16 protein-coding genes are annotated in these 12,776 nt (G+C 64.2%); 7 read left to right on the top strand and 9 right to left on the bottom strand.

Annotated features, from left to right (window positions below; genetic code table 11):
* The first annotated feature begins 16 nt into the window (after positions 1-16).
* From IBX18_RS36260 to IBX18_RS36250, 3 genes are all read left to right on the top strand, one after another.
* On the top strand, positions 17-1,129 hold the full coding sequence (locus IBX18_RS36260; protein ID WP_194837979.1) for a lycopene cyclase family protein: 1,113 nt from the start codon (positions 17-19) through the stop codon (positions 1,127-1,129).
* Positions 1,130-1,217: 88 nt separating this feature from the next.
* On the top strand, positions 1,218-2,153 hold the full coding sequence (locus tag IBX18_RS36255; RefSeq protein WP_194837978.1) for a Ku protein: 936 nt from the start codon (positions 1,218-1,220) through the stop codon (positions 2,151-2,153).
* A gap of 34 nt (positions 2,154-2,187) precedes the next feature.
* Positions 2,188-2,742, top strand: coding sequence for a GNAT family N-acetyltransferase (locus IBX18_RS36250; RefSeq protein ID WP_194837977.1), 555 nt, complete (start codon positions 2,188-2,190; stop codon positions 2,740-2,742).
* A gap of 6 nt (positions 2,743-2,748) precedes the next feature.
* Here the strand turns inward: IBX18_RS36250 and IBX18_RS36245 are convergent, their stop codons facing one another.
* Complete coding sequence (locus tag IBX18_RS36245) at positions 2,749-3,126, bottom strand: nuclear transport factor 2 family protein (protein WP_194837976.1); 378 nt, start codon at positions 3,124-3,126, stop codon at positions 2,749-2,751.
* Between the two features lie 86 nt (positions 3,127-3,212).
* On the opposite strand from IBX18_RS36245, the gene IBX18_RS36240 reads away from it, so the two are divergent.
* Complete coding sequence (locus IBX18_RS36240; RefSeq protein WP_306796560.1) at positions 3,213-4,025, top strand: helix-turn-helix transcriptional regulator; 813 nt, start codon at positions 3,213-3,215, stop codon at positions 4,023-4,025.
* Positions 4,026-4,029: 4 nt separating this feature from the next.
* Here the strand turns inward: IBX18_RS36240 and IBX18_RS36235 are convergent, their stop codons facing one another.
* The 3 genes from IBX18_RS36235 to IBX18_RS36225 all read right to left on the bottom strand — a co-directional run bounded on the left by IBX18_RS36235 (position 4,030) and on the right by IBX18_RS36225 (position 6,167).
* Entirely contained in the window at positions 4,030-4,644 is a 615-nt protein-coding gene (locus IBX18_RS36235; RefSeq protein WP_306796559.1) for a hypothetical protein, read from the bottom strand.
* A gap of 44 nt (positions 4,645-4,688) precedes the next feature.
* A complete protein-coding gene (locus IBX18_RS36230) occupies positions 4,689-5,150 on the bottom strand; it encodes a hypothetical protein (protein WP_194837974.1) in 462 nt (153 codons plus the stop codon).
* Positions 5,151-5,300: 150 nt separating this feature from the next.
* Positions 5,301-6,167 carry a MetQ/NlpA family ABC transporter substrate-binding protein gene (locus IBX18_RS36225; RefSeq protein WP_194837973.1) on the bottom strand — a complete coding sequence of 289 codons (867 nt, stop codon included), beginning with the start codon at positions 6,165-6,167 and terminating at the stop codon, positions 5,301-5,303.
* Positions 6,168-6,299: 132 nt separating this feature from the next.
* Between IBX18_RS36225 and IBX18_RS36220 the strand changes: the two genes are divergently transcribed.
* Genes IBX18_RS36220 through IBX18_RS36210 form a run of 3 tightly spaced genes read left to right on the top strand, consistent with a single transcriptional unit; the run spans position 6,300 to position 8,877 of the window.
* Positions 6,300-7,175 (top strand): MetQ/NlpA family ABC transporter substrate-binding protein, encoded by an 876-nt coding sequence (locus IBX18_RS36220; RefSeq protein ID WP_194837972.1) that lies wholly within the window; start codon positions 6,300-6,302, stop codon positions 7,173-7,175.
* A complete protein-coding gene (locus tag IBX18_RS36215) occupies positions 7,172-8,203 on the top strand; it encodes a methionine ABC transporter ATP-binding protein (protein WP_194837971.1) in 1,032 nt (343 codons plus the stop codon). The genes IBX18_RS36220 and IBX18_RS36215 overlap by 4 nt, the downstream gene beginning before the upstream one ends.
* A gap of 11 nt (positions 8,204-8,214) precedes the next feature.
* Positions 8,215-8,877, top strand: a complete 663-nt coding sequence (locus IBX18_RS36210; RefSeq protein ID WP_194837970.1) for a methionine ABC transporter permease — start codon at positions 8,215-8,217, stop codon at positions 8,875-8,877.
* Between the two features lie 50 nt (positions 8,878-8,927).
* On the opposite strand, the gene IBX18_RS36205 is transcribed toward IBX18_RS36210, so the two are convergent.
* The 5 genes from IBX18_RS36205 to IBX18_RS43520 form a co-directional block, all read right to left on the bottom strand.
* Positions 8,928-9,368 carry a DUF4189 domain-containing protein gene (locus IBX18_RS36205; RefSeq protein ID WP_194837969.1) on the bottom strand — a complete coding sequence of 147 codons (441 nt, stop codon included), beginning with the start codon at positions 9,366-9,368 and terminating at the stop codon, positions 8,928-8,930.
* Between the two features lie 155 nt (positions 9,369-9,523).
* Positions 9,524-9,910 carry a DUF4189 domain-containing protein gene (locus IBX18_RS36200; protein WP_306796558.1) on the bottom strand — a complete coding sequence of 129 codons (387 nt, stop codon included), beginning with the start codon at positions 9,908-9,910 and terminating at the stop codon, positions 9,524-9,526.
* 140 nt (positions 9,911-10,050) lie between these two features.
* The gene (locus tag IBX18_RS36195) at positions 10,051-10,764 is read right to left on the bottom strand and encodes an ESX secretion-associated protein EspG (RefSeq protein ID WP_194838164.1); all 714 of its coding nucleotides are present in this window, start codon (positions 10,762-10,764) and stop codon (positions 10,051-10,053) included.
* Between the two features lie 368 nt (positions 10,765-11,132).
* The gene (locus tag IBX18_RS43525; protein ID WP_373889263.1) at positions 11,133-11,660 is read right to left on the bottom strand and encodes a DUF3558 domain-containing protein; all 528 of its coding nucleotides are present in this window, start codon (positions 11,658-11,660) and stop codon (positions 11,133-11,135) included.
* Positions 11,661-11,822: 162 nt separating this feature from the next.
* Positions 11,823-12,356, bottom strand: coding sequence for a DUF3558 domain-containing protein (locus IBX18_RS43520; RefSeq protein WP_373889262.1), 534 nt, complete (start codon positions 12,354-12,356; stop codon positions 11,823-11,825).
* Positions 12,357-12,776: the final 420 nt, after the last annotated feature.

Here is a 12,776-nt window from a genome sequence, read left to right as displayed (position 1 = left end):
TGAGCAGGGCTTGGACGTGACGGCGGATGTCGTCGTATGCGGGCTCGGCCCGGCCGGTCGGGCGCTGGCGCATCGTTGCCTGGCTCGTGGGCTGTCGGTCACCGTGGTCGATCCTGCACCGGATCGTCGGTGGACGGCGACCTACGCGGCGTGGGCGGACGAGTTGCCCGGGTGGCTGGATGCGGCGGCCATTGCGGCGACGGTCGACCGGCCGACGGCGTGGGGAACTCGTGCGCACCGCATCGAGCGGGCTTATGCCGTGCTCGATACGGACCGGCTGCGGGAGTCGCTCGAGCTGACCGGAGCCGAGGTCGTCGCGGATCGCGCGGTGGCGCTCACCGCCGGCACGGTGGCACTGGCCTCTGGTCGGCTGCTGAGCGCGCAACGGGTCATCGATGCGCGTGGCATTGCCCGCTCCCCCACGTTGGCCGAGCAGACGGCCTACGGGCTCGTGCTCGACGCGAAGCGGTGTGCGGGACTCGTGCCGCTGTTCATGGACTGGCGTGTGGACAACGGCGCGTCAGAGGAGGCACCGCGATCGTTTCTGTATGCGGTGCCGCTCGGCGGCGGCGAGATGCTGCTGGAGGAAACCTGCCTGGCCGGTCGGCCGGCGCTCGACGGCACCGAGCTGCGCGAGCGGCTGGTGCACCGATTACGTTCCCGTGGCATCGAACTCACCGGTGCCGAGCGGGTGGAGCGAGTGCGGTTCCCGGTCGAAGGTGGCAGCCCCGGGCGAGGCACCTTCGGCGCGGCGGGCGGATTCGCGCATCCGGCGACCGGGTACAGCGTGGCCGCCTCCCTCGCGGCGGCCGACGGCGTCGCGGCGGGAGCGGCGGTCTGGCCCGTGTCGGCGCGGGCCGTGTACCGACTGCGGGCCGCCGGTTTGCGAGCGTTGCTCGCGTTGCCGCCGACCGACCTCCCGGTTTTTTTCGACGCATTCTTCGGCCTGCCCACCGCCGCGCAACGCGCGTATCTTTCGGGCCGCACCGACCTGAATGGCATGGTCAGCGCCATGCGGACGCTGTTCGTGTCGCTACCGCCGACACAGCGTCGGCGCGTCGCGGCCGCGACACTCGGGATGCCGATTCGCTCGCCTATTCGAATGCGTTCCGCCATCATGGAGGAATGAGTGGGCCTTACCGTCCAGCACTCAACCGTCCCGGGCCGCTGCCGCAGCGGGCCCGCGGACGAGGCACCCGCGTCGAGGGGATTCAGCAGTGAGGTCGATCTGGAAGGGCTCGATCGCGTTCGGGCTGGTGAATGTCCCGGTCAAGGTCTATACCGCGACCGAGGACCACGACATCCGATTCCATCAGGTGCACGCCAAGGATGGTGGTCGGATCAAATACGACCGCGTCTGCACGGTGTGCGGTAAGTCCGTGCAGTACGCCGACATCGATAAGGCGTATGAATCGCCCGACGGCGACAAGGTCATTCTGACCGACGAGGACTTCGCCAAACTTCCCGCCGCCGAGAAACACGAGATCCCGGTGCTGCAGTTCGTCCCGAACGAGCAGATCGACCCGATCCTGTTCGACAAGAGCTACTACCTCGAGCCCGATTCCAGCACGCCCAAGGCCTATGTGCTGCTGGCGACGACGCTGGACCGCATCGACCGCACCGCGCTGGTGCACTTCACGCTGCGGCAGAAGACCAGGCTCGCGGCGCTGCGGGTGCGCGACGGGATGCTGGTGCTGCAGACGCTGCTGTGGCCGGACGAGGTGCGCGAGGTCGAGTTCGAATCCCTGGACGGGGTCGCCGAACCGAAGCCGCAAGAGATCAAGATGGCCGAGACGTTGGTCGAGACCATGTCCGACGATTTCGACCCGGATCAGTTCACCGACGAGTACCAGATCGAGCTCAAGCGGTTGCTCGACGAGGCCATCGCCAGCGGCACCGGCAAGGTGCCCGAGCAGCCGGAGGCCGCGCCCGCGGAGATGGACGCCGAGGTGGTCGACCTGGTCGCCGCCCTGCAGCGCAGCCTGGAGGCCAGTGGCCGGCGCGCGGCGGGCAGCGCCGACGACAACGGCAAGGCCAAGCCGGCGAAGAAGGCAGCAGCCAAGAAGACCCCGGCCAAGAAAGCGGCTGCGAAGAGCACCGCGAAGCCTGCGAAAAAGGCGGCCAAGAAGACCGCCGCGCGCAAGGGGGCCTGAGGGTACGACGGCATCCGGCTGGCAAACTGTCGGCATGGATTCTGCCGTTGTGATCGTCCCGATGGGTCTCGGCCACCTGCGCCAGGTCCTCGATCTCGGTCACGAAGTCTTCGACGTCACCGCCAAGCCGTACACGTCGTGGTCGTTGACCTCGGTGGCCGAACACCTCGACAGCCCCGACAACGCCTGCTGGGTCGCGCTCGATTCGGACCGTGTGGTCGGTTTCGTGCTCGGGTCCATGGAATTCGAGAACCGCGACGACTGGGCCTATCTCGAATGGATCGCCGTCGCGCCGGACATGCAGGGGCACGGCATCGCCCGGCGGCTGGTCGACGTGTGCTCGGAGGCGTTGTTCGCGCGCGGTGCGCGGCGCATCGTCACCGATGTGGAAGACCGCAATACGGCCTCGACGGCGTTGATGACGCGCAGCGGGTTCACTCCCGCCGCCACGGTGACGCTGTTCGTCCGGCCGAATCCCAACGATCCCGACCCGGACTCCCAGGTCACCCCCGCCGCGATCGCCCCCGGCACCAAGCGCGCGCTCATCCGCAGAGGCAGGCTGGCCGGGGACAACCGAATGGCTCGCTAGCGTTTTTCAGAACATGCCGTTGGGGATCTGATCCTCGTCCGGGACCGGCTGCAGTGCGTGCCAGTGCTCGGTGATCATGCCGTCGACCAGTCGCCAGATGTCGACCACGGCCGCGCCGCGCGGGTCATCCTGCGGAATCAGGTGGTAGTGCACGGCCACGTAGTCGTCGTCGGCGATCACCCGTTTGATGTCGAGCCGGGACCCGGCGATCGGCGAGTTGGCGGTGAACTCCAGGAAAGCGTCTCTGCCGGAAGGGTTTCCGGGGGCGTGTGCGCGGAAGTCTTCGTGTAGCAGCGCACGCATGCCGTCGAGGTTGCCTTCGGCGAATTGCGCGAGGCCGTGCAGGACGAGGTTCTTGTTGCGGGCGGCGAGGTCGTTTGTCATGCGGCCACCGTGGCAGTCGCGGTGGCGGGCTGTCGATTACCAGGGATGTAATGGCTGCGGGTCGGTCGGGTGGTGATACTGGGCGGGTGGATCAGGAGCATCGGCCGGTCGGTGAGCTGCTGCGCGAGTGGCGGCTGCGGCGCGGGCTGAGTCAGCTCGAACTGTCCGTTCAGGCCGACATCTCGTCCCGGCACGTGAGTTTCGTCGAGACCGGGCGAACCTTACCCAGTGCGGTGATGGTCGAACGGTTCGCCGAGCATTTGAATGTGCCACTGCGTGAACGCAACCGGCTGTTGGTCGCGGCCGGGCACGCGCCCGTTTACCGGCATCGGTCGCCGGACGATCCCGAGTTGGCCCGGGCACGGGATGCGGTGCGGCGGGTGCTCGATGTGCACGAGCCGTTTCCCGCATTGGCGGTCGACCGCCGGTGGAATCTGTTGTTCGCGAACACGGCCACCCGCGTCTTCTTCGACGGGGTGGATCCGATGCTGCTGCGTGCGCCGATCAATATGATGCGGATCGGGCTGCACCCCAATGGTTTTGCGCCTCGACTACGCAACTTGGACCAGGTGCGTGGCTTTCTGCTGCCGCGGCTGGCTCGCCAGGCCGGGCAGACCGGTGATGCCGAACTGCGCACCCTGTACGACGAATTGAGCTCGTACTATCCTGCGGGCGAGACGGTTTCGATCGATCCGGCGGAGGTTGCGCTGCCGATTCGGATTCGGCATCGGGACGCCGAATTGTGCTTCTTCAACACGATCACCACCTTCGGTGCCGCGTTCGACATCACCCTCGATGAGATCGCGGTGGAGGCCTATTTTCCATCCGACACGGTGACTTCCGACTATCTGTATGCGCTTGCGCAGGAGGGCGAGCGAGTTGGCATGAACGGGTCGTGACAGGTCAGCCCGCTGCAAGCCGACCTTGTTCGAAGAACGCCAGCAGTTTCGACGCGGTGTCGACTTCCGCGCGCTCGCGTAACGCGCCGAACGAGGCGTTCCAGAATTCTCCGGTGCGTGGTGTCCATGGACCGACGTAGGCGTAGGGCGCCGGGTGGCCCGCATCGCCGGGTGAGACACCGTAATTCACCTCGCCGACAGAGCTGGACAGATCAAAGTGTTCCGGCCACAGCACCGGTGTGATATCCGGTGCCAGACATCGCAATGCCTTGTCCCCCAGTGCGAACCACTCACTGATCTGCCGTGCGGCCGCGGGATCGATCTCCATCGCGCTGTCGGGATCTACCCCTGTCGTGTCCTTGTACAGCTCCTTCGGTGCCTCCGGCTCGAATCCGGCCAGCTTCGCGACGTCTCGGTAGGTCCCGCGGAGCGCTGCCCGCCCCTCCGGCCACACCAATTCGGCGCCGACGACCGACACCGGCCACTGCACGCCGCCGAAGCCGTGGTGTACCGCGCGTAGGCGGATCGTTCCGTATTGCCGGTACTGCGGTCCTGCGATCAACAACTCCGCGGCCGCGTGCAGGCCCAACCGCGACTGCATATAACTCTGCTCGTCCACACCGGCATCATTGCCGGTGTGGACGCGTCATGCAGGGGTTTCGGCTACGGCTGGGCCGCATCCTCGGGGATCGTGATGCCGAAGTGCGAGATAATCGCGTCGACACCTCGCTTCAATCCGGACACGTCCTGCTCCACTCCCGACATGCCCTGCTTCAGCCCCGAAATATCGCTCTTGACCACCGTGAACTCGTCCCGAACCTCTTGCTGGAATGTTCCCATTTCCTGTTGGAACGTTTCCATTTCGTGCTGGAACATTCTGGTTTCGTGCTGGAACGCACCCATTTCCTGACGGAACGAGCTCATGTCCAGTCGGAACGATACGAAGTCCTCCCGCAACTCCCAGACTTCTTGTTCGATTCCTATCACCCAGCGGTGCGTCTTCTTCACCCTTCTCTTCGTCTTGAAGATGGCGTCCTTGTACGAGCGCCGATTCTCAATCAGCTGTTTGTATTTCGTCTCCAAAACGCGCACACGCACATCCAGCGCTGGCAGTGTCACTGTCATGTAGAGCCCCCTGTCGTCTCGAATGGAAGCCCCAGTGTAGGACCGAGCACCGACAGAAAACCACTCGGAAATCTCGCCCAGCGAACGTATTTCAGCGACACACCGGCGAATCGCCGATCTCACCAATTTCAGGAACGTTCGCAACTGGAACTAACTGCGAAACTTGGCTTCCAATTCCGCCGCAGCGGCCTGCAGATCGGCCGGATCGTTATTCTTGAAGATCCCTTCGTACCCGGTCTCCGCCCGCACCGCCGCCTCGACCTCCGGATCGTGGTACAGCCGAGCCAGTTTCAGCAGCGTCGGGTTGTCCTTGTCGGCACCGCGTGCGGCGAAGATGTTGATGTACTGCTTCAGTTCCGGGCGTTCCGGGTCGTCGGTGTAGATCGTCTCGTTCTTCGTCAAGCCGGCAGGCCTGGCGAAGGTGTCGTCGACGAAGGCGGCGTCGACGCTGCTGAGGGATTGCGCGGTCAGCGTCGGATCGATGGGGGTCAGGCGCACCTTCGACGCCGCGGTGTCCACGTCTTCCAGCTTGGAATCCCAGCCTGCGTTGCCCCGCAACACGATCAGACCGGCCGCGGCCAGCGACAGCAGCGGCCGAACCTGATTGGCCGGGTTGTTGCTCAAGGTGATCTGGCCGCCCTGCGGGATGTTTGCGACCGACTTGTGCTTACGCGAGTACAGCGCCAACGGGAAGATCTCCGTCGCCCCGATCGGCACCAGGGTGTCGTTGTTGCGGGCGTTGTAGTTGGCCAGATACCGCACGTGCTGAAACTTGTTGAGATCGATGCGGCGTTGCGCCAGTGCGGGGTTGGGTTGGTTGTAGTCGGTGAAGTTGACGTACTCGACGGTGATGCCCTGCTCGGCGGCCTTCTTCTTGTATACGTCCCAATGCGGCAGTGCGACGTCGTTCACACCGATGCGGATCACGTCGTCGCGGTGTTCGGCGCCACAGGAAACCGAGGCGACGGCCAGGGCGGACAGGATCGGGAGCAGCAGTAGTCGGTGCTTCAAGCGCATTGCGAGCAAACTAGATGCTCAGCCGATGCTGCGGAATGGTTTCGCTCATCACAATTCAAACCATTGTCTCCCCCGCTGCCGGATCGCTTGGATTACCAGGTTCATATCGCGACAAGCATTTCGGGAGCACGAGTGAAATTCCATCGGGTACTGGCGATCCCGGTCCTGGTAGCCACCGCGGCCCTCACCCTTACGGCGTGCGGTTCTGACGACAAGGCCTCCTCCGACACGGTAGTGCGGATCGGCACCACCGACAAGGACAAAGCCTGGGACGTCTTCGAGCAGCGGGCCAAAGACAAGGGCATCACGCTGAAGATCACCAACTTCTCCGATTACAAACAGCCGAATCTCGCGCTCGCGCAGAAGCAGATCGATGTGAATCTGTTCCAGCACCTGCAGTTCCTCGGCGCCTACAACGTCGCGAACAACGACACCCTGACGCCGATCGGGTCCACCTACATCGTGCCGCTGGGCCTGTATTCGAAGAAGCACAAGACCCTCGCGGATCTGCCGCAGAGCGCGGAGATCGCGATCCCGAACGACCCCACCAATCAGGCGCGGGCCCTGTTCGTATTGCAGGCGGCCGGTCTGCTGAAGCTCTCCTCGACCACCAACTCCCCCACCCCTGCCGACATCGACAAGGGTGCGTCCAAGGTCAAGGTGACCACCGTCGATGCCGCGCAGACCGCGCTCTCGCTCGCCTCGGTCGACGGCTCGATCGTCAACAACACGTTCCTCGAGCGTTCCGGCATCGACCCCCATTCGGCGCTGTACAAGGACGATCCGAAGAATCCGGCGGCCGAGCCGTACATCAACGCGCTGGTGACCAGGGCCGAGGACAAGAACAACCCGAAGCTGCTGCAGCTGGTCGAGCTCTGGCACGACCCCGAGGTGCAGCAGGCGCACAACGAGGTCACCAAGGGCACCGCCGTCGAGGTGCGGCGCACCGGTCCCGAGCTGGAGCAGATTCTGCAGCGGGTGCAGCAGTCCATCCGCGACGGCAAGTGAGCAATCCGCCTGCCGTCGAGTTCCGTTCGGTCACCAAGGTTTTCGGCAAAGGTGCGGATGCCCAGGTCGCGCTGGACGATATCGATCTGCGGATCGAGCAGGGCGAGATCTTCGGCGTGATCGGCTATTCCGGCGCGGGCAAGAGCACGCTGGTCCGGTTGATCAATGCCTTGGAGAAGCCGACCAGCGGCACCATCGAGATCTCCGGCACTCCCATCACCGGGGTGCGGGAGCGCGAGGTGCGTCGACTGCGCCGCGACATCGGGATGGTGTTCCAACAGTTCAACCTGTTCCGATCACGCACGGCCGCAGGCAATATCGAGTATCCGCTCAAGGTGGCCGGCTGGCAGCGGGCCGAGCGCAAGGCACGGGTCGCGGAGCTGCTGGAGTTCGTCGGGCTGTCCGACAAGGCCCGCAGCTACCCCGATCAGCTCTCCGGTGGGCAGAAGCAGCGGGTCGGCATCGCCCGCGCCCTGGCGACTTCGCCGTCGCTGCTGCTCGCGGACGAGTCGACCTCGGCGCTGGATCCGGAGACCACCGGTGAGGTACTGCGGCTGCTGAAGAAGATCAACCGGGAGCTCGGCGTCACCATCGTGGTGATCACCCACGAGATGGATGTCATCCGCGCGGTGGCCGACCGGGTCGCCGTGCTCGCCGAGGGCCGGATCGTCGAACTCGCCAGCACCTTCGAGGTTTTCGCGACCCCGCAGGCCGCACCGACGCAGTCGTTCGTCGCGACGGTGCTGCACAACCGGCCGTCCGAGGACGAACTGCGCAGGCTCGGTGAGCTGCACGGCGGCCGGCTCGTCACCGTCGATATCGATGACCGGCGCGGTATCGGTGCGGCGTTGTCCACCGCGACATCGGCCGGCGTCCGGTTCGAGGTGGTGTACGGCGGCGTCAGCACGTTGCAGGACAAGACATTCGGCAGCGTCACGCTGGTGCTACACGGGGACGACGAGGCGATCGACAAGGTGATCGATGAACTCGACCGTCCCAGTCTGCTCGAAAAGATCCCTACGGACTGAAAGGAGTACCGATGCAGACGGATTGGGACAAACTCCGGCCGGTCCTGAACGAGGCGATCGGCACCACCATCTATCTGGTGCTGGTCGCGTTCGTGGTCGGCGGGCTGATCGGGCTCTTCCTCGGCACCATGCTCTACACCACCCGCAAGGGTGGGCTGCTGGCGAACGCGCCGATCAACGTGCTGCTCAACGTGATAGTGAATGTGGTGCGGCCGATCCCTTTCATCATCCTGCTCGCGGCGCTCGGCCCCGTGACGTTGCAGGTGGTCGGCACCACCATCGGCACCGAGGCCGCGGCGTTCGTGATGATCGTCGCGGCGTCGTTCGGTATCGCCAGGATCGTCGAGCAGAACCTGGTGACGGTCGACCCCGGCGTGATCGAGGCGGCCAGGGCCGTCGGGGCCGGACCGCTGCGAATCATTTTGACGCTGTTGATCCCTGAGGCGCTCGGACCGCTGATCCTCGGCTACACCTTCGTGGTGATCGGGATCGTCGACATGTCGGCGATGGCGGGCACCGTCGGCGGTGGTGGGCTCGGCGATTTCGCGTTGGTCTACGGCTATCAGCGATTCGATTGGCAGGTCACGCTTGTCGCGACTCTAATCATCATCGCAGGGGTGCAGGGCATCCAGTTCGCCGGCAACTGGCTGGCCCGAAAGGCCTTGCGCCGCTGAACAGCTCGCTGGGTGTCCGGACACTTCGCCCGGACACCCAGCGGCAGGACTTATTCGGCGTTCGCGGTGCAGTGGGTGGTGCCCGCGATCCGCGCTGCGTTCGGGGCCGAACTACCGAAATTCCATGGCGGCGGGCCGAATGCGGCGATGGCCGCCCGCTCTGCCTCGGCCCGGGTGGCGCCCGTGCCGCCGAGGTAGCGGCCGTCGCGTTCCGCGATGGCGCCGCATCCGTTGACGAATCGCACGATGATCGTGCAGTTCGTCGCGCCCTCGTCGCGGCAGTCCGCCAGCGCGGCCGCGTCGGCCTCCGCCCAGTTCGGGTAATCCCACGCCGTCGAGACCGACGCGCCGCCCGAATGCACCGAGATCGCCTTCGACCCGTAGAACGAGCCGTCCGAGCCGGGCTCGGCGGTGGCCGATCCCGCACTCGCCGCGACGAAAGCCGCGGCCGCGAACAGGCCGAGGGCAGCCTTGCCCGATAGAGACATCATGATCCTCCCCGAGAAGAAATAGTTTCGGATCAGAGCATGGAGCATTGCATCCGATATGTCCAAATGTTCGACTAACTGCTGTGTACCTGAAAAGCACAGGTGTGCAGAGTCATTCGAAACGAAACCCTCGGGTCGGTCAACCGTCGTGCCGAGTCTCAGCTCGCGTTCTTCGTACACGAGGACAGCGCGATGCTCGCCGCCCGCGGTGAAGCGCTACCGAGATCAGGGAATGGCGGCGCACTCTCACCGAGTTTGGCGATAGCCAACCGCTCCGCCTCCGCCCGCGTCGGCGCCCAGTCCGCCGCGAACTGCCCATCGGCGCCCCGCGCCACCGCCGCACAACCATTCGCGAACCGCACCATGATCTTGCAGTCCCACACCGCGCAATCCCGGATCGCCGCCGCATCCGCCGCCACGTACGACGGATGATCGACCGCCTCGACCACCTTGCCGGCCCCCGGCGAAACAGCGAGCGTCCCATAGTAATTGCCTGCAGCATGTGCAGAGCCGACCACGGTGAGCGCTGCAGCGGATGTCAGCACCGCACCCAGCGCAGCCCTATTCAGAAGTGACACAGTAATCCCCGTTTCGAGAAAGTTGACGCGACGCTGATCATCGCCGAGCGCAGGCGCGGTGTCCAGTATTTCGTTGCGGCCCTTGGGGATCGCGGCACCGCAGCACGTTATCGTGACTGCCGCAATGATTCGTCGTGCTCACGGTCTTCGCGGTAGTAGCGCTGCGTGAGAGCGGCCAAGCGATTGATCTCCGCCACCATGGCGTCGCCGTCCATCGGGCGGGCGACGATCGGGTCGCCGGTTCTGACGTAGTAGCGGCCGTCCGGGTAGTCCATCCACCAGAAGGCGCGACCGAACGTCGGACGCGAGTCGACGGCGGTGCCCGGCGACACCGTGATCTCGCCTAGCCCGAGGCGTTCCCGTTTGAACAGGCGATCCAGTTGCTCGGCCAGGCCGAGCCGGCCCGACGACCGCATCGTCCGGTCCCGGTCCGCCGCCACCTCGGCCCGGCGCACTTCGATCGGCGCGGCGGTGCCCGCCGACGTATCCGGCAGCGCGGCGACGAGTAGCGCAGCGGCGCCGCTGGCCGGGCCGTACCTCATGACGACATCGGCCCCGGTGTCAGCGGCTTGCCCAGGAAGCTGCGTGAGGGTGGTCGCTGCGGAACCATTGACTGCGGCGTGAAAACGTAAGGTACGCGCCAGGTCTGGGCCGTCGAATCCCTTCGACTCGATCCGCACCTCCGGCTCGAGCAGCACAGCAAGCGCACGTTCCAACTCGAGCGAATGCCTGCCGAGCAGCGCGTCGACCGCGCCTTCCCGCTGCCGCACGAGATCATCGAAATCGACTGCGTCCGGGCGGAATTGCAGCGGGTAAGGCAGACGGTCCCGGCCTGGATTGGTCGACGGAGTGGTAGTTCTCTATGGCTTTGGCGAAGACTTCCTTCATCAGCATTACTTCATCGATGTGTCTCTGATCCGATTTTGGATCGAGCCCGGACCGGTTGAGCCCTTCCGCGTGAACTTTTTCTTCGAGAACTTGACCTGACGGGAATCCACCGAATCCGCTGACGAACTCGACGTTTCAGCTTTCTTCGAGAAGGTCACGCAGATTCCCTATGTTGCGATCACACTCCTGCGATAGACCGTTACCCACGTCCGAGTCGAGGAACAACTCGCCGGCGTTGCTGAGGCGAGAAGCGCGTGCCATTTTGATGCTGATCCGTCACTCATAGGCTTGCCCCTCATCCCTATGGAAGATACATCGCCAATTCATCGGCGTGTCGTACCGATACTGCACACGGAGCATCCTGCTGAGGTTCACCGTATCGAGTCAGCATGTCGAAGAGCACCGTGCCGCCCGAGACTTCGACCACAACGCCGCACCCGAGATTATCTGGGTCGCTGGCCCTGCCGAACTGCAGCGCCGAACGGTTCCCGACCCTCACCGGCTTGAACTCGCTGAAATCACGACGTCCTTGAACATCCTTCAACGTCGGAGTGCCGGCAAGAATACTGAGCGTGTACCACCCCGTCTGCGCACGCCAACGGCATACTTTCCATCCGTCGAACTCGACTCCGGCGACACCCGTCTTCTTACTGTCCGGGTCTAGCCCAGTCGCCCGCACAGCATCCGACGAGAGAGCGCAAGGATCCCAAGGTGCAACGTCCTTGGCAGGCGAAATCCGTGCCGATGTACCAACACTTACCGACGTGCTCATAGCACCAGCACTGGTCGGCATCCCATCCGAACTGTCCTGACAACCAACAAGCACCATCACAACACCAACCGCAAGACCCACAACGCGGCCGACACTCCCCCTGCCCGTCATCACACCCCTCCCAAACCAGAGTTCACCACCGGAACATCCCAGTTGAGCCTCGACGATCCGACTCCCCCGCGACCTGCCCAAACCCTACCGCCCACCAACAACCAAACCCTAGTTCCCCGGCAGATACTTCACCAACTCAGTTGCATGCCTGACAGCGACTACACATGGATCCTCTTGACGCGGTTCACTATACCGACCGAGCACATCGAAAATGACTGTCCCCCTGGGCACTTCGACTGCCACACCGCACCCGAGATGATCATTGTCGCTTGCGAGCTTGAACTGAACCGCTTGGCGACCATCGATGCGCAATGCCTTGAGATCTGTAAAATCCTTACGGTCCCGAACCTCTTGAAGAGTCGGAAAGCCCGCAAAAATGCTGGTGTTGTACCAACGCGCCGACGCTCGCCAATCGCAAACGTTCCAGCCGTCGAACTCGACTCCGGCGACACCCGTCTTCTTACTGTCCGGGTCTAGCCCAGTCGCCCGCACAGCATCCGACGAGAGAGCGCAAGGATCCCAAGGTGCAACGTCCTTGGCAGGCGAAATCCGTGCCGATGTACCAACACTTACCGACGTGCTCATAGCACCAGCACTGGTCGGCATCCCATCCGAACTGTCCTGACAACCAACAAGCACCATCACAACACCAACCGCAAGACCCACAACGCGGCCGACACTCCCCCTGCCCGTCATCACACCCCTCCCAAACCAGAGTTCACCACCGGAACATCCCAGTTGAGCCTCGACGATCCGACTCCCCCGCGACCTGCCCAAACCCTACCGCCCACCAACAACCACCCGCAATGACCACGGTCGAGGTTGGCGTGGCGGTGGACCGCATGGTGAAATTTCAGCTTCGATGGAACCGATCGTCGGCTTGCTGCGTCGGTATTCAGTGACGGAGCGACCGACTACAACCCGCACACGCGAAAGGGACTGCCCCTGGTTTGGTTGATTCCTGATCTGTGAGGACTTGGTCCTCGCTGGAAGGATGTCCACCATGCCGAAGCCGTATCCGGAGGAGTTCCGCCGCGATGTCGTCGCCGTCGCTCGCAAGGG

The sequence above is a fragment of the Nocardia sp. XZ_19_369 genome, from assembly GCF_015355715.1.
Lineage (GTDB): Bacteria > Actinomycetota > Actinomycetes > Mycobacteriales > Mycobacteriaceae > Nocardia.
This window is presented reverse-complemented; position numbering and strand designations above follow the sequence as displayed.